Origin of the sequence: Lysobacter helvus (assembly GCF_018406645.1) — a bacterium.
Taxonomy (GTDB): Bacteria; Pseudomonadota; Gammaproteobacteria; order Xanthomonadales; family Xanthomonadaceae; genus Noviluteimonas; species Noviluteimonas caseinilytica.
In genome coordinates this window covers 295,620-315,778 of sequence record NZ_AP024546.1, presented here as the reverse complement: position 1 = coordinate 315,778, position 20,159 = coordinate 295,620, and the positions used below count along the sequence as shown (strand labels likewise).

The following is a 20,159-nucleotide window of genomic DNA, read 5'->3' as shown; positions in this document are numbered from 1 at the left end:
AAGGGTACCGATGCGCTCAGCGTGAGCGCCAGCCCCAGACGGCCAATGCAGCCGCAAGCACGGCAACGACCCACGATGCGACGACCGGGACGGCACGGCCATCGATCGAGACGGGCAGGGCGGCGACGGCGCGAAAGGCCTGGAACAGCGCCACCAGCGCGAAGATGGTGGCCGAAGCGGTGGCGTAGGTGCGATGCGAGGCGTTCATCATGGCGATGGGCTCCGGCTTGTAATGGGCGCGTTACAGCGGTTTCTTGAGATACAGCTGCACGGGCTTGAACGGGTGCGTCTGCAACACCGCCACCAGTTCCCAGCCCTGCAGGCCCAGTTGGGTGAGGCGTTCCTGCACCATCTCCGGCTTCGTGCCGAAGAAGGCCTTCACCTCCACCACCTGGTAACTCCAGCGATCACTCGCCATCTTCGTTCTCCGGTTCCGGCGGCGGCGCCGGGAGGCGCCCCGCCTTGCGCAAGGCATCGCGCAGCACGTATTCGATCTGCGCGTTCAACGATCGCAACTCATCGTCCGCCCACCGCTGCGCGGCGCCGAGCACGTCGGCGTTGATGCGCAGCGGATAGGCTTTCTTCTCCGCCATCTCAGCCGCGACGCTTGCGGCGCAGGTAGTACGTGCCGGCGGCGGCGACGACCACGATGATCAGGATTGCAGTCATTTCAGTGTCCTTCGATTAGTACAACGTGCCGGCATTGACGATCGGCTGCGTCGAGCGCTCGCCGCACAGCACGACCAGCAGGTTGCTGACCATCTGCGCCTTGCGCTCTTCGTCCAGGTGCACCACGCCGTTCTTCTGCAGCTCGGCGAGCGCCATTTCGACCATGCCCACGGCGCCGGCGACGATGCGCGTGCGCGCGGCGATGATCGCGTTGGCCTGCTGGCGCTGCAGCATCGCCTGTGCGATTTCCGGCGCGTAGGCCAGGTGGCTGATGCGTGCGTCGAGCACGGCGACGCCGGCGTCGGCGAGGCGTTCGGTGAGTTCCTGCGCCAGGTGCTTGCTGATTTCCGCGGCGTGGCTGCGCAGCGCGAGCTGGCCTTCTTCGTGCTGGTCGTAGGGATAGCTGGTGGCCATCGCGCGCAGGGCCGATTCGGTCTGGATGTGCACGAAGGTTTCGTAGTCGTCGACGTTGTACACGGCTTCGGCCGAATCGACGACCTGCCACACGATGACGGCGGCGATCTCGATCGGGCTGCCGTCCAGTTCGTTGACCTTGAGCTTGCCGCTCTCGAAGTTGCGCACGCGCCCGCTGACTTTCTTCTTGGCGAAGAAGGGGTTGTTCCAGCGCAGGCCGTTGTCGCGCACCGTGCCCACGTACTTGCCGAACAGGCTCAGCACCGCGGTCTGGTTGGGCTCGACCATGTACAGGCCGAACAGCGACACGAACGCGACCACGTTGATCAGCAGCCCGCCGACGATGAAGGTCGGGGCGCCCATGCGGATGCCGTTGAGGATCAGGTAAGCGCCGAACAGCAGGACCAGGAACAAGCCGAGGAGCATCGGGATGCCGGGGGCCGAACGGATGGGGTTCTCTTTCATCGAAGGTCTCTCCGCCCCGGGATGGGGCGCGAGCGATGTGATATCACTCTGATATCAACCTCGCAAGCGGAGGCCGACGAGCGGCAGCGGGATCAGGGATCCGCGGGCAGGTAGACCAGGGGCGCCGGGCTGAACTCGCCGGTCGCCAGCAGGCCCTTGCCGTCGGGCATCCACGCCAGCGCTTCGGCCTGGTGCAGCCACGGCAGCGGCTCGGTGCGCGGCGCATGCCCCACGGCCTGCGCCCACGATTGATGGGCGGCGCGGGGATAGAGCCAGAGGCGGTCGTAGGTGAGGATCGCGAGCGTGCGGTCGTCGGGCGAGAGATCCGCCGCGGTGACCTGGCGGCCGAGGGCCGTGCGACGTTTGTCGGCGTCGGTGGCTTTGGGGCCGTCCGGCGCGGCGGGCGGCGGCGTGAGCAATGCGATGCGACGCGCCACGACGAGGCCGCGGCCGGGGCGCAGTGGCAACGCGAACAGTTCGGGCGGATTGCGCTTCTTCGACACCAGCAACACCGTGCCGGTCGCCGCGTCGACGGTCACCGCTTCGCAATCGCGCGGGCCGTCGGGCCACTTGAACGCGATGGACCACGCGGGCTTGAGCGTCGCGCCGTCGACGAGGCGATCGGGCTCGGGCACCACGTGCAACTGCAGTGAGCGGCGCAGGCCGCCGTTGTCGCCGGTGTCGGCGATCAGCAGGTAGCGCTTGCCTTCCCAGGCGAACGCGGCGAGGTCTTCCCAATCGGTGTTGTGCACGCCGCTGATCGTGACGGTGGCCTTGCGCGTGCCGCGCCGCGACACCGCGTGCAGTTGCGCCGGATTGCCGCCGTCCTGCAACAGCCAGAACGTGTCCTTGAACCGCCCCGATGCGGCAAGACCGCTGGTTTCATCCAGCGTGCCGTCGAGCAGCACGCCGGACAGCCGCGGTTGCTTCGCGTCGCCCCCGCAGGCGGCGAGCATGCACGTCAATGCGAAGGCGGACAGGGCAGGCAGCAGGCGCATGCGCCACAGGATCGCACGGGCCGCGCGGGTACACTACGCGCCCTGCCGATCGCCGAGAGTTGTGCATGCGCCTGGGAACGCCGTTGTCGCCATCCGCCACGCGCGTGTTGCTCCTGGGCTCGGGCGAGCTGGGCAAGGAAGTCGCGCTGGAACTGCAACGCTTCGGCGTGGAAGTGATCGCCGCCGATCGCTACGCCAACGCCCCGGCGATGCAGGTCTCGCATCGCGCCCACGTGCTCGACATGCTCGACGGCGCCGCGATCCGCGCGCTGATCGAAAAAGAGCAACCGCACATCGTGGTGCCCGAGATCGAAGCGATCCACACCGCCACGCTGGTGGAGATCGAACGCGAAGCCGCGAACGGTGCGCGTGGTGGGCTGCGGGTCATTCCCACCGCACGCGCCGCGCGATTGACGATGGATCGCGAAGGCATCCGCCGCCTAGCCGCGGAAACGCTCGGATTGCCGACGTCGCCGTATCGCTTCGTCGATACGTTCGAGGATTACGCCGACGCCGTGCGCGCCGTCGGTTTGCCGTGCGTGGTGAAGCCGGTGATGTCGTCGTCCGGCAAGGGGCAGAGCACGTTGCGCAGCGACGCCGACATCCGGCCGGCGTGGGACTACGCGCAGACGGGCGGCCGTGCAGGCGCCGGCCGCGTGATCGTCGAAGGCTTCATCGATTTCGAATACGAGATCACGCTGCTCACCGTGCGCCACGCCGCGGGCACCGCGTTCTGCGAACCCATCGGGCACCTGCAGCGCGATGGCGACTATCGCGAAAGCTGGCAGCCGCAGGCGATGTCGCAGCGTGCACTCGAGCGCGCGCAGGACATCGCACGCGCGGTCACCGACGACCTCGGCGGCTGGGGCGTGTTCGGCGTCGAGCTGTTCGTGCGCGGCGACGAGGTGTGGTTCTCCGAAGTCTCGCCGCGTCCGCACGACACCGGCCTGGTCACGCTCGCCTCGCAGGATCTCAGCCAGTTCGCCCTGCATGCGCGCGCCATCCTCGGCCTGCCGATCCCCGCCATCCGCCAGCTTGGCCCCACCGCGTCGTGCGCGATGCTGGCCGTCGGGCATGGCGTGCCCGTGTTCGATGGCGTGGAGAACGCGTTGAAACAAGCCGATACCGCGCTGCGCCTGTTCGGCAAGCCGCGGGTCGAAGGCCACCGCCGCGTGGGCGTCACCCTCGCGCGCGGCACCGACATCGAGGATGCCCGCAGCCGCGCGCGCGACGCTGCCGCCGCGATCACGATCTCACTGGAATAATCGGCCCATGAACGAATCCGAAGGCTACGTCGTGTACCTGTTCCCCGCCGCGCTCGAAGCGCTGGGCGAGGCGATCAAGCCCTACCTGCGCGAAGGCCCGGGCGGCGAACACATCCTGTGCCACGAGATCGACACCGCCGGTTCCCTGATCGAGATGACGATCCAGGCCGCGACCAACGAAGGGAATTCGGTCGCGCTGGAACTGATGGTGCCGCAGCAGATGGTGCGGATGATCGTGTCCGCGCGCAGCGACGCCGCATTCGGGTTCAGTCCGCGCGTCGCGCCGGCGTTGATGACGTTGCCGCCGATGCCGCGTTCGGCGCCGAAGACCGACGCGCCTGCGCAAGCGGCGCCGCCTCCGGCGGAAGCGCCCGCGGCGAAGACCGAAGCGCCGGCCGCCACGTCGCAAGCCAACCTGCCGCCCGAAGGCTAGGCCGCGTCCTCGCGCATCGGTTGCCAGGTGCGCCCGTCGAAAGCCTCGAGCGGACGGAAGCGCCGCTTGTAATCCATCTTGTCGTGGCCATCGATCCAGTAGCCGAGATACAGATGGTCGCGGCCATCGCGCTTCGCCCATTCGATCTGGCGCAGCAACGACAGCGTGCCGAGGCTGCGTTCCGGCAGGTCCGGGTCGAAGAAGGTGTACACGGCCGACAACGCATGGTCGACCACATCGGTGATCGCCACCGACAACAGCCGACCGGGGCCGGGCCCGTCGTATTCGCGCAATTCCATGAAGCGCCCGTGCGACCAGCTGCCGATCAGGAACTGGTCGAACTCGATGCCGCCGTGTTCGTCCATGCCGCCGCCGCGATGGCGGGCGCGCAGGTAGCGCTGGTAGAGCGCGAGTTGTTCGTCGGTGCGCTCGGCCGCGACGATGCGCGCCTGCACGTGCGCGTTGCGCGCCAGGCATTTGCGCTGCGTGCGGTTTGGATGGAATTCGGCGATGGGGATGCGCACCGCGACGCACGCGCGGCAGCCCTGGCAATGCGGGCGATACACGATGTCGCCGGAACGGCGGAAGCCCCAGCCCAGCGCCATCGGATACAGCTGGGGCATGCGCGGGTCGCGCGGATCGAGCACGAGGTCGCGCGCGATGCGCGTGGGCCAGTACCCGCACGCGTGGTCGCCGGTATGGAAGACGCGGAGCTCGTCCTGTTCCGGGGAAGTGTTGGCACCCATGGGGCGAGCATAGCGCCTGCGCGCGTGCGTTTTTGTCGCGCGTTCGTCACGCGCGAGTGCCAAAACGGCGTCTAGAAGGCAATCCGGCCCGACGCCATCAGACCGCCGATCAGCCCGCCGAAACCGCCCAGCGCACCGACCACCATCCCGAGGTGGCACTGCCACCGTTCGCGGCGCCGGCGCTTCGCCGCGAGGACCGGATCGCGCTGTGCTTCCAGCGCATGCCGGCGCGCCATCGCGCGGCGCTGCACCACGGCGGTCTGCCAGAAGATGATCGCCATGAACACGGCGGTGACCAGCACCGGCAGCACCCAGCCGCGCGTCCCCGCGGCCAGGGCCAGCAGCGCCAGCACGTAACCGATGGACGCGCCGACGTTGACCATCGCCGAGCGCACCAGCGCCGTGCGTTCTTCGTCGTCGATCGCTTCGCGCAACTGGCGGCGCAGGCCCCAGGCGATCGAGGCGAGCGCGGCGAACGCGGCGATGCCGATCGACCCCGCGGCGCCCAGCAACACCTGGCCGAGCGTCTTCGCACCCACGGCCGTCGCGCCCGCGCCCAGCATGCCCGCCGCCGCGGCCGGCGGGCTGGCGGTCATCAATGCGCCGGTCACGATCGTCGCGAACGCCGCCGCCGGCGCCGAGCCCTGCGCGAATTCGCCGAAGCGCGCGAGCAGGTCGGTGCGCAGCGCTTCCCGCGCGCGCGACAGGCGCTTGCGCACCGCCGCATCCGACAAGCCCAGCAGCGCGGCGACCTGCTGCGATCGCTGGCCTTCGCGGTAATAGAGCAGCAAGGTTTCACGACTCTCGGCCGGCAACGCGGAGATCAGGTCCGCCGCGGCGGCCGCGCGTTCGGCATCGATGAGCGCATGCATCGGCGACGGGCCGGGATCGGCGGCCGCGGCGATCGCGGCGTCGGCATCGTCCACCGGGCGCGGGCCGCGGCCGTTCGCACGCAGGTGGTCGCGCGCGAGGTTGCGCGTGATCTGGCGCAGCCACGGCAGGAAGCTGTCGGGGTTGTGCAGGCGGCGCAGTTGCTGCCAGCCGCTGAGGAAGGCGTCCTGCGCGATGTCCTCGCTCGCCTGCACGTCGCGCACGATCGCCAGCGCGATCGCGGTGACGGTGTTCTGGCAGGCCGCGACGATGCGGCCGTAGGCATCACGGTCGCCCTGGCTGGCGGCGGGCAGGTCGCGGCGGATGACGAAATCGGCAGTGGTGGCGTTCATGGCCACAAGGACGTCGCCGGGCGCCGGATGTGACATCACTGCACCGACAGGATCCGCACCACGTGCCAGTCCGCTTCCTGGCGGCGCACCAGCAGGCTGCGGACCTGCGTGCTCGCGCGGCCCTGGCCGTCGGCGCTGGTGACCGCGAGGTCGACCGTGCCGGTGCCCGACCCGTCGGTGCGGTAGCCGCGCACGTCGAGGGTGAGCGTCGCCGCGTCGGCGGTGCGCGTGCAGTCGAACGCCAGGCCGGTGCGCTTCAGCGGTGCGAGCATCTCGTCGCTCGCGGCCACGCCATCGATGCGCAGGCAGGCGACGTGCGTGTCGTGGATGGCGAGTTCGGTGGCGGCCAGCGTGGTGGCGAGGACGGGCGGGGTGTCGACGGGGTAGGCGCCGGGGACCGGCTCGGCGGGTTTCGCCGTGACGGTGGTCGCCGGCGCTGTGCGCTCCGCGGGCAGGAACAACCCGTGTCCGTCGACCAGTTTCGGCGGCGTCGCCGTCGAAACCTTTGCATTGCGAGTCGCCGTCCACGCCAGCGCCACCGCCGCCACGATCGCGATCAGCAACGCCACCTTGTAACGGAACGCGCGCTTCGTCGGCGCGGCCTTGGCGGCGAATTCGAGGGAATCCCCATGCACGGACGGCGCGAGGAAACTGTCCGTGCCCGTGCGCGTGGAGCCCAGCAATCCGGCTTCGCGCAGCAACTGGCGCGCGCGCGGCTGGTCTTCCGACTTCACCACCCACACCGCGGGGATCGGGCCGCTCTCGTCGTCGCGGTACGTGCGGCGTCCGCCCCAGCCGCCCTTGTAGGAACGGCCGTGCGTGATGCGCACTTCGATGTCGTGTTCTTCGAGGAACTGCGCGATGCCCTCGACGTTTTCCATGCGCGCGCTGGCGAAGACCTGCCGCATCTCAGCCCTTCGCCTCGACGACGCGGATCAGGCCTTCCTGCGCGGTGCTCGCCACGAGCTTGCCGTCGCGATCGAAGATCTGCCCGCGCGCCAGGCCGCGGCCGTCCTGCGCACTCGGGCTGTCGATGGAATACAGCAGCCATTCGTCCGCGCGGAACGGGCGGTGGAACCACAACGCATGGTCGAGTGAGGCCATCAGCACGTTCGGCTGGTAGTAGCTGATGCCGTGCGGGAACGTGGCCGTGCCGAGCAGGTGGAAATCCGACGCGTACGCAAGCAGCGCGCGATGCAGTTCCGGCGCATCGCCCACGCGTTCGGACAGGCGGAACCACACGTGCTGGTAGGGCGGGCGCTTCGGCGGATTGAGTTCATCGCGCGGATACACGTGGCGGAATTCGAACGGCCCGCGGCGCGAGAGCCAGCGCTGCACCTTCGAAGGCAGCTTCGAGAGCTGGTCCTGCGGCAGGTCGGGCGTGGGCACGATGTCTTCGGGCTTGGGGACCTCGGGCATCGACAACTGGTGTTCGCCGCCGCGCTCTTCCTTCTGGAACGAGGCGGCGAGGAAGAAGATCGGCTGCCCGTGCTGGACCGCGGTGACGCGCCGCACGGAGAAGCTGCCGCCGTCGCGCGTGCGGTCCACCAGGTACACGATCGGCGCGTCGATGTCGCCGGCGCGCAGGAAATACGCGTGCAGCGAATGCGCGTTGCGCGGGTCGTCGGCCGACGCCATCGTGGCCTGCGCGGCCGACAGCGCCTGGCCGAGCACCTGCCCGCCGAAGACGTACTTGGTGCCGATGTCGCGGCTCTGGCCGCGGAAGAGGTTGTCCTCGAGGCGTTCGAGGGACAGCAGTTCGATGAGTTCGGAAACGGGGGCGGTCATGCGGGGAAGTCTACGGACTTTCGGCGTGCAACCGCTCCAGCGGGACCTGCTGCAGCACCCGCGCCCACGGGAACAAAGGGCCCGGATCGCGCTTGCGCCGCACCTGCCGTGAAGGGTCGTCTTCCGCAGCGACCTCGGTGGTGTCCAGGTCTTCGTGCCCGGCGATGAACTTCAGCGACGGGTGCTCGCGCTGCAGTTGCTGCAGCAGGCGCACGAGCGCGGCGATCTGCGCTTCGGTGTATGGCTCGTCCATCCCCTGGTGCGCCGCATCCAGCCAGCGCGGATATCGCCCCGTGTTCACCAGTTCGATCCCGATCGAGCGCGGGTTGTATCCGCGCGTGTGGTTGGCCACGCGCAGCGGTTCCACCCAGCGTTGCACCGTGCCATCGCGATCGATGTAGTAATGGCCGCTGTTGCCGGTGCCCGAGCCCGCGTACAGCACGCGCTCGCCGTATTCGCGCGCGGTGGCCAGGTCCGGCAGTTCCGTGCAATGCACCACCACCAGGTCCAGTTGCGCATCGCTGCGCGCGTCCAGGCGTGCTTCGTAGGGCAGGGGACGGGTCTGCATCGTCTGGTCCGGGTCGGGTGGAGGCATGGCCCACATGCCCGCGATGCTAGCATCGGCCGCTTTCCCGCCACGGCGCCGGAGTTGACGCAATGGCCACGCTGCCCCCACCGGGTTCGGAACTCGGAAAACTGATGGCCACCCTGCCGCGCGCCGGTCGCGTGGAATGGATCGGCCTGCGCCCGAAGCGCGCCGTCCCGATGCACGAGACCGACCACGCGCAGGCCAACACCGGCCAGGGCCTGGTCGGCGACCGCTACGCCAGCGGCAGCGGCAAGCGCGGCGTCACGCTGATCCAGGCCGAGCATTTGCCGGTGATCGCGGCGTTGTCCGGCCACGACGCCGTGTCGCCCGCGACGCTGCGCCGCAACCTCGTCGTCTCCGGCATCCCGCTGGTCGCGCTGAAGGGCCGCCGGTTCCGCGTCGGCGACGTGGTGCTGGAAGGCACCGACAGCTGCGATCCGTGTTCGAACATGGAAAAGGCGCTCGGCCCCGGCGGTTACAACGCGATGCGCGGCATGGGCGGCTTGTGCGCGCGCATCGTCGAAGGCGGCACGCTGCGCGTCGGCGATGCGGTGGAAGCGCTGCCGCAACCCGGCGAGGACGCGTGATGCCGGGCCACTGCATCCTGTCGCACGGGTTCGAAAGCGGGCCGGACGCCACCAAGGTCACCGCGCTCGCCGTCGTCGCCGAACGCTTCGGCTGGACCTGCGAACGCCCCGATTTCACCGACCTCGATGCGCGCCGCGACGTCAGCGACCTCGGCGACGTGGCCGCGCGCGTGCAGCGGTTGCTCGCGCTCACGCGCAGTGCCGCGTCGAAAGGGCGCGTCGTGCTCGCCGGCTCCAGCCTCGGTGCGTGGATTTCCGGGCGCGTGTCGTTGCAGGTGCCGGTCGCGGGCCTGTTCCTGATGGCGCCGCCGATCCTGCTCGATCCCGCGCATCCCTTCGATGCGGCCGACGTGCCCACCTCGATCCTGCACGGCTGGGACGACGAACTCATCCCCGCCGCCGAAGTCGTCGCGTGGGCGCGCGAACGCCGCGCCACGCTGCAACTGGTCGACGACACGCACCGGTTGTCCGCGCACGTCACGGCCAGCGCCGAGGCGTTCGGCGCCCTGCTGGCGAAACTTTGAGATGAAATTCTTCGCAAGCTGCGGCAAGGGCCTGGAATACCTGCTCGCCGACGAACTGGTCGCCCTCGGCGCCACGCGCGCCACGGCGACGATGGCCGGCGCCAACGTCGAAGGCACGCTCGAAGACGCGCAACGCGCCGTGCTGTGGTCGCGCCTGGCGAGCCGCGTGTCGTGGCCGATCGCCGAATTCGCGTGCGCCGACGAACACGCGCTGTACGCGGGCGTGGCCGCCATCGATTGGGAAACGCACCTCGGCCCCGGCCACACGATCGCGGTGGATGCGCATGTGTCCGGCGAAGCGCTCACGCATGCGCGCTATGCCGCGCAACGCGTGAAGGACGGCATCGTCGACGTGCTGCGCGAGCGCACCGGCGCGCGGCCGGACGTGGACGTGGAATCGCCCGACGTGCGCGTCAACCTGGTCGTGCGCAAGGGCAGGGCGATCGTGTCGATCGACCTCGGCGGCGGCCCGATGCATCGCCGCGGTTGGCGTCGCGCGCAGGGCGAAGCGCCGCTGAAGGAAAACCTCGCGGCCGCCGTGCTGCTGCGCGGCGGCTGGCCGCAGGCGTACCACGACGGCGGCGCGTTGCTGGACCCGATGTGCGGCAGCGGCACGCTGCTGATCGAAGGCGCGCTGATGGCGGCGGATGTCGCGCCCGGCTTGCAGCGCCATGGCGGGTCGTTGCCGACGCGCTGGCGCGGGTTCGATCCCGAGGCCTGGGCGCGCTTGCGCGACGAGGCGATCGCACGTCGCGACGCAGGCCTGTCGGGCTTGCCTCGCGCGATCTCCGGCCGCGACATCGATCCGCGCATCCTGCGTGTCGCGGAAGACAACGCGGAGGCCGCAGGCGTCGCGCACGCGATCGACTGGGCCGTGTCGTCGATCGAAGCTTTGACGCTCGGCGACGCGCCCGAACGCGGCGTCGTCGTCTGCAACCCGCCGTACGACGCGCGCCTGGCCGCCGATCCCGCGCTGTACCGCGCGCTCGGCGATGCGTTGCGCCGCACCGTCCCGCAATGGCGCGGTGCGTTGTTGTGCGGCGACGACGAACTCGCGCGCGCCACCGGCCTGCGCGCCGCGAAGCGCTACCAGCTGTTCAACGGCGCCATCGAGTGCACGCTGATCGTGTGCGATCCGGTCGCACCGCCGCAGCGCGCGGCGGATGCACCGGCGCCGGTGTTGTCGGAAGGCGCGCAGATGGTCGCCAACCGCCTGCGCAAGAACCTGAAGAAGCTGAAGGCCTGGCGCGAGCGCGAGAACGTCGATTGCTATCGCGCCTACGACGCCGACCTGCCCGAGTACGCGGCCGCGATCGACGTCTACACCGAAGCCGATTCGCGCAACGCGTGGCTGCACGTGCAGGAATACGCCGCGCCCGCCGAGATCCCGGAAGCCACCACGCGCAAGCGCCTCAACGACCTGCTGGCCGCGGCGCGCGAGGTGTTCGGGATCCCGAAGGACCGCATCGCGCTGAAGACGCGCAGCATCGGCAAGGGCGGCAGCAAGTACGGGCGGTTCGATCGTCGCGGCGAAGTGCTCGTCGTGCGCGAAGGCGACGCGCGCCTGCGCGTGAACCTGTTCGATTACCTCGACACGGGCATGTTCCTCGACCACCGCCCGCTGCGCCTGGAGTTCGCGCGCATCGCGCAGGGCAAGCGGTTCCTCAATCTGTTCTGCTACACGGGCGTGGCCACGGTGCAGGCCGCGCGCGGCGGCGCCGACAGCACGACCAGCGTCGATCTGTCCGGCACCTACCTGCAATGGTTGTCCGACAACCTGCAGGAAAACGGCATCGGCGGCGGTCGCCATCGCCTGGTGCAGGCCGATGCGATGCAGTGGCTGCTGTCCGATCGCGGGCACTACGACGTGATCTTCTGCGACCCGCCCACGTTCTCCAATTCCGCGCGCGCCGCCGACTTCGACGTGCAGAAGGAACACGTGCGCATGCTGCGCGCCGCGATCGCGCGGCTGGCGCCGGGCGGCGCGTTGTACTTCTCGAACAACTACCGCCGCTTCAAGCTCGACACCGAAGCGCTGGCCGACGTGGCGGAGATCGAAGACATCTCGCCCGCCACGATCCCACCGGACTTCGCGCGCGACGCGCGCATCCATCGCTGCTGGCGCCTGCGCCGCTGGGGCGCGTACTGATGAACGCCGCGCACGCGAGCTGGTGGGCGCTGTTCCGGCAATGGCTGCGCAATCCGTTGCGCACCGCGGCCGTGGTGCCCTCCAGCCGCGAACTCGCCGCGGCGATGGTCGCCGAACTCCCACCGGGCACCGCGCGCGTGATCGAACTGGGCGGCGGCACGGGCGCGTTGACGCGCGCGTTGCTCGCGCACGGCGTGCATGGCGACGCGCTGCTGGTGCTCGAACTCAACGAGGAACTGCACGCGCACCTGCACGCGCGCTTCCCGGCCGTGCGTGTCGAACTCGGCGATGCCCGCGACCTGCCCGGCATCGCGGAGCGCACCGGTTACCTGGCCGCGGGCCCGGCGGACGCGATCATTTCCGGCCTGGGCCTGCTGACGATGCCGGCCGAGCTGCAGCGCGCGATCGTGGCCGCGGCCTTCCAGTGCCTGCGCCCGGACGGCCGCTTCATCCAGTTCACCTACGGCCCGCAGGCGCCCATCGGCGATGCCGTGGCCGCGGAACTGGGCCTGCAGGTGCGGCGCGGCACCTTCATCCTGCGCAACGTGCCGCCCGCCACCGTGTACGTCTACGAGCAGGCGCGTCGCGGCTGACACCCTGCGTTCCAGCGGTGCGGCTGGTCCCGGCCGCCCGCCGCCACCATCGTTCCGGCTTCGCAACGAAGGAGGTCCCATGTCGACCACGACCGCTCCCACCCACGCCCGCGTCGCCCGCAAGCTGCGCGGCCGCCCCGCGTCCGACGGCGCCGGCGTCAAGCTCACGCGCGTCATCGGCTCGCCCGAACTCGACATGCTCGATCCGTTCCTGCTGCTCGACGAATTCGGCACCGACAAGGCCGAGGATTACCTCGCCGGCTTCCCCGACCATCCGCATCGCGGCTTCGAGACCGTCACCTACATGCTCGATGGCCGCATGCGCCACCGCGACAACCACGGCAACGAAGGCCTGCTGGTGCCCGGCAGCGTGCAGTGGATGACCGCGGGCCGCGGCCTGGTGCACAGCGAGATGCCCGAACAGCAGGAAGGCCGCATGCGCGGCTTCCAGCTGTGGGTCAACTTGCCGAAGGCCAACAAGATGGATGCGCCGCAGTACCAGGAGTTCGCGCCGGACCACATTCCGCAGGTGCAGCCGGCCGCGGGTGTCAGCGTGAAAGTGATCGCCGGCGACGTCGATGGCACGCGCGGTCCGATCGCGCAGCCGGCGACGGATCCGGTGTACCTCGACATCGCGCTCGATGCAGGCGTCGCCTGGACGCACGCGTTGCCCGAAGGCCACAACGCGTTCGCGTACGTGTTCGAAGGCGACGCGACGGTGGGCGAGGGCGAGGATGCGCGTGCGCTGGCGTCGCAGGAACTCGCGGTGCTGGGCGGCGGCGATGTGTTCGCCGTGCGCGCCGGTGCGCAGGGTGCGCGGTTGATCCTGGTGGCGGGGCGCCCGCTGCGCGAACCGGTGGCGCGTTACGGCCCGTTCGTGATGAACACGAAGGAAGAGATCATGCAGGCGTTCGTGGACTTCCAGGAAGGGAAGTTCTAGCGCTCAGGCAACGGAATGAATTCCGTCTCCCCGTCGATCTTCCCGAAGCGATCCTCGAGCCAGTCCTGCTTCGCCTGCTCGATCCGCTCCTTCGAGCTGCTGACGAAGTTCCACCACATGTGGCGCGGCGCATCCAGCGGTTCGCCGCCGAAGAGCATCGCCTTCAGCGGCGTCGTCGCGCGCAGGCGATGTCGCACGCCCGGATCCAGCAGCACCAGGTGCTGCACGGGGATGTCCGCGCCATCCAGTTGCGCGTTGCCGTCGAGCACGTAGAGCGCGCGCTCGGCGGCACGCGCGTCGATTTCCAGTTCCGCGTCGGGTGCGAGATCGACCGCGACGTTGAACGTATCGGCGAACACCTGCACCGGCGATTCCTCGCCGAACGCACGGCCCGCGATCACGCGCAACGTGGTGCCCGGGGTTTCGATGCGCGGCAACGCTTCCGCCGCATGGTGGAAGAACGCCGGATCGGTTTCTTCATGGCTGCGCGGCAACGCGACCCACGTCTGCATGCCATGCACGGGATGCGGCGCGCCGCGCACGTCGAGCGGCGTGCGCTCCGAATGCGCGATGCCGCGGCCGGCCGTCATCCAGTTGACGTCGCCGGGCGCGATGTCCTGCACGTTGCCCAGCGTGTCGCGATGGCGGATCGTGCCGGCCCACAGGAACGTCACCGTCGCCAGGCCGATGTGCGGGTGCGGGCGCACGTCGATGCCGCGGCCCGGTTCGAACAGCGCGGGCCCCATGTGGTCGACGAACACGAACGGCCCGACGCTGCGCGCCTGGATCGACGGCACCGCGCGGCGCACCTGGAAGCCGCCCAGGTCGTGCACGCGCGGGGCGACGATCGTGGTCATCGGTCGATGCGCACCGTCACCTTGGGCGCGTCGCCGAAGGTGAGCTGTTCCACCGTGAGCTTCCACGCGCCGATCGGCTTCGTCGGCGCTTCCGGCAGGTTGGGCGTGACGGTCGTGGCGGTGCCGCCCGCGGGCGTGAACGCGAATTCGATGTCGGCGTCGCCGGCGCGGATGCACTGCACCTTCGGCGGGCAACGCGAATCCTGCGGCACGGAGACGAACTGCAGCGTCGCACCATCGGACAGGCGCACGCTTTCGCCCTGCGCCATCGCCGTGGATTGGCCCGAAGCAACGGTGCGCATGCTGGATTCCTCCGGAGGCGTGGTCGTTCCCGCCGTGCTCGCGCAGGCGCTCATCGCAGTGGCAATCAGGACGGCGGCAGTGAGGGAACGCAGCATCGGGTGACTCCGTGTCGGGATGTACGGCCGAGTCTAGCGCTCACTCGTGTGAAGCCGTGTCGGGGTGCCCGGCGCGGCGCGAGGCCAGGCGCATGGCCAGCCGGATGGGTTCCGGCAGGCGGTGCGCGCGCGTGTAGCGCATCACCAGGTCCGCGGTGGAGGCCATCGCGATGCGGTGCCCGGGCGAGACCGTCACCGGCTGGCAATGCAGCTTGCTGCGCAGCATCCAGCCGATCTGTTCGCCGCGCTCGCGCAGGGGCGTGTAGGCGCCGCGCACCTGTTGCAGCGCCGCCGAATTGCCGGTCGGCGCCTTCGTCGCCACGCCGAGCGCGGGCACGCCCGTCGCGACGCCGAAGTGCGAGGCGATGCCGAAGCGCTGCGCATGCGCGATGCCGGCGCCGGAGACCATCGCCACGTCCGGCAATTGCGACAGGCGTTCCAGCACGTCGAGCAACGGCGGCAGTTCGCGGAAACTCAGCAGGCCCGGCACGTAACGCATCACCGCCGGCATCTCCACGACCTGCGCATCCAGCACGTCGAGGTTTTCCGAATCGATGAGCACGCCGGCCGCGTGCGCGATCGCACCGTCGCCGGAAAACCCGACCGCGAACCCGCCGATCACGCGCAACGGCTTGGTGAAGCCATCGCGCAGCACGACCTGCGGCGCGAGCATCGCCTGCAGCGCGCGTGCGCCTTCGATGGTGCCGTCCCAGGCCGGTGCGGTCATGGGTTCAGCGCATCCAGAAGAACAGGGCGAACGCGGCGATGCCGAGGTAAAGCAGGAGGTTGAGCAGGTTGCCCGTGCTGCTGCCGGGCACGAGCACGGCGCGCGCCGGGTTGCGCGGATCGTAGTGGACGTCCACGTCCTCGCCGGCCTCCAGGCCCGCGAGCAATTCGCTCGCTTCCTCCAGCGGGATCCAGAGCGTGCCGCGGTAACTCAGGCGAGAGGATTTGTACCAGCGCGCGCCCACCTTGTAGTGGTAGCGCACGTTGGCCGAGTGACGATCGCCTTCTTCTTCGTCGAATTCGATCGGCAGCGTCGCTTCGTCGATCCACGCCTGCGTGAGCTTGCCGGTCGTGCGCTGCCAGCGCATCGCCTCGATGCCCAGGTGGATGCGCCAGGCTTCGTACGCGGCCAGCGCCAGCCCGACGAGGGTGACCATCAGGTAGAAATTCTGCATCCCGGGCATGCGGCGCGCTCAACGGCTGGACCGGGCCGCATCATGCGACGCGGCGCCGCGTGGCGCAAAGGCGCGCGCGTCAGGCCGCACGGCGCAGCGCCACCAGCAACCCGCGCGCGGCCTGCACGCGCGCGGCGGCGTCGGGCAGGTCGAGCTTCAGGCGCAGCTTGTCGGGCCCATCCATCGCGTAGTGCTGCGGTTGCTTCTGGATCATCTGGATGACGGTCATCGGGTCGACGTCGGGCTTCGACTCGAACTGCAGGCGGCCGCCGGTGGGGCCGAGGTCGAGCTTGCGGATGCCGATGCGCGTAGCGTCGAGCTTGAGCTCGGCGATCGCGAACAGGTGCTTGGCCGCATCGGGCAGCAGGCCGAAGCGATCGATCATCTCCACCTGCAGGTCGCGCAGCTCGTCCGCGTTGCGCGCGCTGCTGATGCGCTTGTACAGCGTCAGGCGCGCGTGCACGTCCGGCAAATAATCGTCGGGGATCAGCGCGGGCACGTTGAGCACCACGTCGGCGCCGCGATGTTCGAAGTTCGGATCCTCGTCCGGCAGCTTGCCTTGCTTGATCGAACGCACCGCGCGCTCCAGCAGCTCGGTGTAGAGGCTGAATCCGACTTCGGCCATCTGGCCGCTCTGGTCTTCGCCGAGCAGTTCGCCGGCGCCGCGGATCTCGAGGTCATGCGTGGCGAGCGTGAAGCCCGCGCCCAGCTCGTCCATCGAGGCGATCGCTTCCAGGCGCTTGCGCGCATCGCTGGTGATGCTGCGGTTGTCCGGCACCACCAGGTACGCATACGCGCGATGGTGCGAACGCCCGACGCGGCCGCGCAGCTGGTGCAGCTGCGCCAGGCCGAACTTGTCGGCGCGGTTCATCACGATGGTGTTGGCGTTGGGGATGTCGATGCCGGATTCGATGATCGTCGTGCACAGCAGCACGTTGAAGCGCTGCTTGTGGAAGTCGAGCATCACGCGTTCCAGTTCGCGCTCGGGCATCTGGCCGTGGGCGATGCCGATGCGGGCCTCGGGCACGAGTTCCTGCAAATCGCGCTGCATGCGGCCGATGGTCTCGACGTCGTTGTGCAGGAAGTACACCTGGCCGCCGCGCGCGAGTTCGCGCTGGTGCGCTTCGCGCAGCATCGCGCCGTCCCACGGCGTCACGAAGGTCTGCACCGCGAGGCGATGCGCCGGCGGCGTGGCGATGATGGAGAGATCCCGCAGGCCGGCCATCGCCATGTTGAGCGTGCGCGGGATGGGCGTGGCGGTCAGCGTGAGCAGGTGCACGTTGGCGCGCAGCGCCTTCAGTGCTTCCTTCTGGCGCACGCCGAAGCGCTGTTCTTCGTCGACGATGACCAGGCCGAGGTCCTTGAACCGCACGTCGCCCTGCAGCAGGCGATGCGTGCCCACGATGACGTCGATCTTGCCTTCGGCCAGCTTCTCCAGCTCGCCCTTGATTTCCTTCGTGCTCTTGAAGCGCGACAGCACTTCCACGCGCAGCGGCCAGTCGGCGAAGCGGTCGCGGAAATTGCGGTAGTGCTGTTCGGCGAGCAGCGTGGTCGGCACCAGCACCGCGACCTGCTTGCCCGCGGCAGCGGCGACGAACGCGGCGCGCACGGCGACTTCCGTCTTGCCGAAGCCCACGTCGCCGCACACCACGCGGTCCATCGGTTGAGAAGAACCGAGGTCGCGGATGACGGCTTCGATCGCGGCGTGCTGGTCCGGCGTTTCCTCGAACGGGAACGTCGCCGCGAACGGTTCGTACATCGCGCGATCCACCTGCAGGGCCAGCCCAGCGCGCGCTTGGCGCTTGGCCTGGATCTCCAGGAGTTCGGCGGCGACGTCGCGCACTTTTTCCGCGGCCTTGCGCTTGGCCTTCGTCCATTGCTCGCCGCCGAGCGAATGCAGCGGCGCGGTTTCCGGCGAAGCGCCGGAGTAGCGCGAGATGCGGTCCAGCTGCGCGACGGGGACATAGAGGCGGTCGCCCTTCGCGTATTCGATCTCGAGGTATTCGCCGGGCGTGCCGCCGGCTTCCAGCGTGACCAGGCCGCGGTACCGGCCGACGCCGTGGTCTTCGTGGACGATCGGTGCGCCTTCGGTGAGTTCGCCGAGGTCGCGGATGATCTGTTCGGGTTCGCGGCCGGCGCGCTTGCGGCGGCGCGGTTGCGATGCGCGATCGGGGAAGAGCTGGCGTTCGGTGAGGACGACGAGTGGGGCACCGCCGGTGACATCGGCGTCCAGGGCGAAGCCGTCCTCGAACGGCGCGACGGCGATGGCGAACTTCGCGCCGTCGCCGTTGAACGTGGCCCAATCCGGGATGACATCCGGATGCAGGTTCGCCGCGTGCAACACATCGAGCAACGCTTCGCGCCGGCCCGCAGAATCGGCGGCGATCAGCACGCGCCCCGGATAGGTCGACAGGAACGACTTCAGCGCGGCCGCGGCTTCACTGTCGCGGCCGACCAGCGGGACGTCCGGCGCGGGTTGCGTGCCGAGCGACTGCGCCTGCGCGGCCTTCGCTTCTTCGCCGCCCACCACGTCGACGCGCGGGATCGCGTTCAAGGCTTCGCGCAAAGCCTGCGGCGAGAGGTACAGCTCGGCCGGCGGCAGCAGCGGGCGTTCGATGTCGTGGCGGCGTTGTTCGTAGCGCTCCGCGGTCTGCGCCCAGAACGCTTCGGCACACGCGAGCGCGCCATCGGTGACGATCGGCAAGGCGGTCTTGCCGAGGTAATCGAACAGCGTCGCGGTGGCGTCGAAGAACAGCGGCAGGTAGTACTCGATGCCGGCCGGCGCCGCGCCCGCCTTCAGGTCCTGGAACAGCGCACTGCGCCGCGTGTCGATGTCGAAGCGGTCGCGCAAGGCCTGCATCGCGCGCTTGGTGGCGACCTCGTCGAGCGGGACTTCGCGACCGGGCAACAGCTGCACGGCATCGACCTTGTCGAGCGAGCGCTGGGATTCCGGATCGAACGCGCGGATCGAATCGATCGCATCGTCGAACAGTTCGACGCGATACGGTTCGTCGGCGCCCATCGGATACACGTCGAGCAAACCGCCGCGCACGGCGAAATCGCCGGGATCGAACACCTGTGGCACGTTGCGGTAGCCGGCGGCAATCAGGCGCTGCTTTTCGGCATCGAGATCGAGCGTCTGGCCCACGCGCACGTCGAACGTATTGCCCACCACGTAGCGCAGCGGCGCGAGGCGTTGCTGCAGCGTCTGCACCGGCACGACGAGGATGCCGCGCTTGAGCGTGGGCAGGCGGTGCAACGCGGCGAGGCGCTGCGACACGATGTCCGGGTGCGGGCTGAACTGGTCGTACGGCAGCGTTTCCCAATCGGGGAAGGGCAGCACGGGAATCGACGTGTCCTGCGCGAGGAGCGTGCGCAGGTCGGATTCCAGCTGGTGCGCGCCGTGGTTGTCCTTCGCGATCGCCAGCACCAGGCCGTCGTGCACGCGTGCCGCCTGCGCAATCGCCCAAGCCAGGCCCGACGGAGACGCGGGCGCGCGCCACCAGGCGCGTGCGTGGCCGGAACGGGGCAGGGGCGGCGAAATCGATTCGGTCATTGGGTCTCACGGAATGCAGTGCACCGCCGGACGCGCGTTCGCGCCCAGCGGAAAGGTCGGCAAGTCTAATCCCCCCGAATCGCGAATCCTGCGATCAGGCGGCCTGCGGCTGATCGTGCAGGTGCGAATCGCGGCCCGTCAGGTCCAGCACCACGCGCACGAGGCCGGGCTGGTCGGTGGGTTCGCGGTGGAAGCCCAGCGACTGCGCCAGCGCGAGCATCGGCAGGTTGTGCTCGAGCACGTCGCCGCACAGGCGTTCGAGCTTGCGGCCCTTCGCCCAGCGCACGAGGCGGCGCATCAGGTGGCGCCCCAGGCCCATGCCGGCGATGTAGTGGCTGACGAGGATCGCGAATTCGGCCTCGCGGCCGTTCTCCGAGATCGCCGCGCGCGCCACCGCGCCCACCAGGGCTTCGCCCGGCGGCAACGGCTCGGCCGCGACCAGCGCGAACTCGCGCTTCGCGTCCGGGCGTGCAAGCTTCTCCGCCATCTCGGGCGTGAGCTCGTTCACCGCGGCGAGGAAGCGCTGCCGGATTTCATCGGGCTCCAGCAAGCCGAAGCCTTGTCGCAAGGGCGCTGCGTCCGCCGGCCGGATGGGCCGGATCAGGACCTCGCGCCCATTGCTGAGCCGGAGTTGTTCGTGCCACGGGGGGAGTCTGTTTCTGGCCGCCATTCAGGGAGCCTGCCATCACACAGGTGACGGGAAGCTCTAGACGCCCCGTCGAAATGTGAAGACTTAAGGATGTGAAGGCGCTTGCTAGACTGCGCGCCCCCACGTTCGGACGGA

Annotated in this window: 23 protein-coding genes; 7 read left to right on the top strand and 16 right to left on the bottom strand. The window is 69.5% G+C overall.

All coding sequences use genetic code 11. The features are described 5' to 3' along the window. Positions 1–16: 16 nt before the first annotated feature. From LYSHEL_RS01650 to LYSHEL_RS01630, 5 genes are all read right to left on the bottom strand, one after another. The gene (locus LYSHEL_RS01650; RefSeq protein WP_213435309.1) at positions 17–211 is read right to left on the bottom strand and encodes a hypothetical protein; all 195 of its coding nucleotides are present in this window, start codon (positions 209–211) and stop codon (positions 17–19) included. A gap of 30 nt (positions 212–241) precedes the next feature. Beyond that, on the bottom strand, positions 242–418 hold the full coding sequence (locus tag LYSHEL_RS01645) for a DUF4177 domain-containing protein (RefSeq protein WP_213435308.1): 177 nt from the start codon (positions 416–418) through the stop codon (positions 242–244). Next, a complete protein-coding gene (locus LYSHEL_RS01640) occupies positions 408–593 on the bottom strand; it encodes a type II toxin-antitoxin system antitoxin (protein WP_213435307.1) in 186 nt (61 codons plus the stop codon). Before LYSHEL_RS01640 ends, LYSHEL_RS01645 begins: the two co-directional genes overlap by 11 nt. A gap of 91 nt (positions 594–684) precedes the next feature. After that, positions 685–1,548 (bottom strand): SPFH domain-containing protein, encoded by an 864-nt coding sequence (locus tag LYSHEL_RS01635; protein WP_213435306.1) that lies wholly within the window; start codon positions 1,546–1,548, stop codon positions 685–687. Between the two features lie 92 nt (positions 1,549–1,640). Further along, positions 1,641–2,546, bottom strand: a complete 906-nt coding sequence (locus LYSHEL_RS01630; protein WP_213435305.1) for a hypothetical protein — start codon at positions 2,544–2,546, stop codon at positions 1,641–1,643. Positions 2,547–2,611: 65 nt separating this feature from the next. Between LYSHEL_RS01630 and purT the strand changes: the two genes are divergently transcribed. Together purT and LYSHEL_RS01620 are read left to right on the top strand one after the other, a co-directional pair. Beyond that, entirely contained in the window at positions 2,612–3,811 is a 1,200-nt protein-coding gene (gene purT / locus LYSHEL_RS01625) for a formate-dependent phosphoribosylglycinamide formyltransferase (protein ID WP_213435304.1), read from the top strand. Between the two features lie 7 nt (positions 3,812–3,818). Then, positions 3,819–4,244, top strand: coding sequence for a hypothetical protein (locus LYSHEL_RS01620; RefSeq protein ID WP_213435303.1), 426 nt, complete (start codon positions 3,819–3,821; stop codon positions 4,242–4,244). Here LYSHEL_RS01620 and LYSHEL_RS01615 read toward each other — a convergent pair. The 5 genes from LYSHEL_RS01615 to LYSHEL_RS01595 all read right to left on the bottom strand — a co-directional run bounded on the left by LYSHEL_RS01615 (position 4,241) and on the right by LYSHEL_RS01595 (position 8,569). Further along, positions 4,241–4,990, bottom strand: coding sequence for an arginyltransferase (locus LYSHEL_RS01615; protein ID WP_213435302.1), 750 nt, complete (start codon positions 4,988–4,990; stop codon positions 4,241–4,243). The two genes, LYSHEL_RS01620 and LYSHEL_RS01615, sit on opposite strands and share 4 nt — an antisense overlap. A 71-nt stretch (positions 4,991–5,061) precedes the next feature. Beyond that, positions 5,062–6,213: an RNA polymerase sigma factor gene (locus tag LYSHEL_RS01610; RefSeq protein WP_213435301.1), complete on the bottom strand. Its 1,152-nt coding sequence runs from the start codon at positions 6,211–6,213 to the stop codon at positions 5,062–5,064. A gap of 35 nt (positions 6,214–6,248) precedes the next feature. Continuing rightward, the gene (locus LYSHEL_RS01605; protein WP_213435300.1) at positions 6,249–7,121 is read right to left on the bottom strand and encodes a hypothetical protein; all 873 of its coding nucleotides are present in this window, start codon (positions 7,119–7,121) and stop codon (positions 6,249–6,251) included. A gap of 1 nt (position 7,122) precedes the next feature. Then, positions 7,123–8,001, bottom strand: coding sequence for an acyl-CoA thioesterase II (gene tesB / locus LYSHEL_RS01600; RefSeq protein WP_213435299.1), 879 nt, complete (start codon positions 7,999–8,001; stop codon positions 7,123–7,125). A gap of 10 nt (positions 8,002–8,011) precedes the next feature. Then, positions 8,012–8,569, bottom strand: coding sequence for an N-acetylmuramoyl-L-alanine amidase (locus LYSHEL_RS01595; protein ID WP_244858619.1), 558 nt, complete (start codon positions 8,567–8,569; stop codon positions 8,012–8,014). Positions 8,570–8,658: 89 nt separating this feature from the next. Between LYSHEL_RS01595 and LYSHEL_RS01590 the strand changes: the two genes are divergently transcribed. From LYSHEL_RS01590 to LYSHEL_RS01570, 5 genes are all read left to right on the top strand, one after another. Continuing rightward, positions 8,659–9,177 (top strand): MOSC domain-containing protein, encoded by a 519-nt coding sequence (locus LYSHEL_RS01590; RefSeq protein ID WP_213435297.1) that lies wholly within the window; start codon positions 8,659–8,661, stop codon positions 9,175–9,177. Further along, positions 9,174–9,701: an alpha/beta fold hydrolase gene (locus LYSHEL_RS01585; RefSeq protein ID WP_213435296.1), complete on the top strand. Its 528-nt coding sequence runs from the start codon at positions 9,174–9,176 to the stop codon at positions 9,699–9,701. Before LYSHEL_RS01590 ends, LYSHEL_RS01585 begins: the two co-directional genes overlap by 4 nt. Position 9,702: 1 nt before the next feature. Continuing rightward, the gene (rlmKL, locus tag LYSHEL_RS01580) at positions 9,703–11,850 is read left to right on the top strand and encodes a bifunctional 23S rRNA (guanine(2069)-N(7))-methyltransferase RlmK/23S rRNA (guanine(2445)-N(2))-methyltransferase RlmL (RefSeq protein WP_213435295.1); all 2,148 of its coding nucleotides are present in this window, start codon (positions 9,703–9,705) and stop codon (positions 11,848–11,850) included. Continuing rightward, positions 11,850–12,443: a class I SAM-dependent methyltransferase gene (locus LYSHEL_RS01575; RefSeq protein WP_213435294.1), complete on the top strand. Its 594-nt coding sequence runs from the start codon at positions 11,850–11,852 to the stop codon at positions 12,441–12,443. The genes rlmKL and LYSHEL_RS01575 overlap by 1 nt, the downstream gene beginning before the upstream one ends. Positions 12,444–12,522: 79 nt before the next feature. Next, entirely contained in the window at positions 12,523–13,383 is an 861-nt protein-coding gene (locus tag LYSHEL_RS01570; RefSeq protein WP_213435293.1) for a pirin family protein, read from the top strand. Here LYSHEL_RS01570 and LYSHEL_RS01565 read toward each other — a convergent pair. The 6 genes from LYSHEL_RS01565 to LYSHEL_RS01540 all read right to left on the bottom strand — a co-directional run bounded on the left by LYSHEL_RS01565 (position 13,380) and on the right by LYSHEL_RS01540 (position 20,045). After that, positions 13,380–14,240 carry a pirin family protein gene (locus LYSHEL_RS01565; RefSeq protein WP_213435292.1) on the bottom strand — a complete coding sequence of 287 codons (861 nt, stop codon included), beginning with the start codon at positions 14,238–14,240 and terminating at the stop codon, positions 13,380–13,382. The genes LYSHEL_RS01570 and LYSHEL_RS01565 overlap by 4 nt on opposite strands. After that, positions 14,237–14,542, bottom strand: a complete 306-nt coding sequence (locus LYSHEL_RS01560) for a hypothetical protein (RefSeq protein WP_213435291.1) — start codon at positions 14,540–14,542, stop codon at positions 14,237–14,239. The genes LYSHEL_RS01565 and LYSHEL_RS01560 overlap by 4 nt, the downstream gene beginning before the upstream one ends. Before the next feature lie 136 nt (positions 14,543–14,678). After that, the gene (locus tag LYSHEL_RS01555) at positions 14,679–15,365 is read right to left on the bottom strand and encodes an endonuclease V (protein ID WP_213435290.1); all 687 of its coding nucleotides are present in this window, start codon (positions 15,363–15,365) and stop codon (positions 14,679–14,681) included. A 4-nt stretch (positions 15,366–15,369) separates the two neighbouring features. After that, the gene (locus LYSHEL_RS01550) at positions 15,370–15,819 is read right to left on the bottom strand and encodes a DUF3592 domain-containing protein (protein WP_213435289.1); all 450 of its coding nucleotides are present in this window, start codon (positions 15,817–15,819) and stop codon (positions 15,370–15,372) included. A gap of 79 nt (positions 15,820–15,898) precedes the next feature. Continuing rightward, on the bottom strand, positions 15,899–19,375 hold the full coding sequence (gene mfd / locus LYSHEL_RS01545) for a transcription-repair coupling factor (RefSeq protein ID WP_213435288.1): 3,477 nt from the start codon (positions 19,373–19,375) through the stop codon (positions 15,899–15,901). A gap of 94 nt (positions 19,376–19,469) precedes the next feature. Beyond that, a complete protein-coding gene (locus LYSHEL_RS01540) occupies positions 19,470–20,045 on the bottom strand; it encodes a GNAT family N-acetyltransferase (protein ID WP_213435287.1) in 576 nt (191 codons plus the stop codon). Positions 20,046–20,159 lie beyond the last annotated feature (114 nt).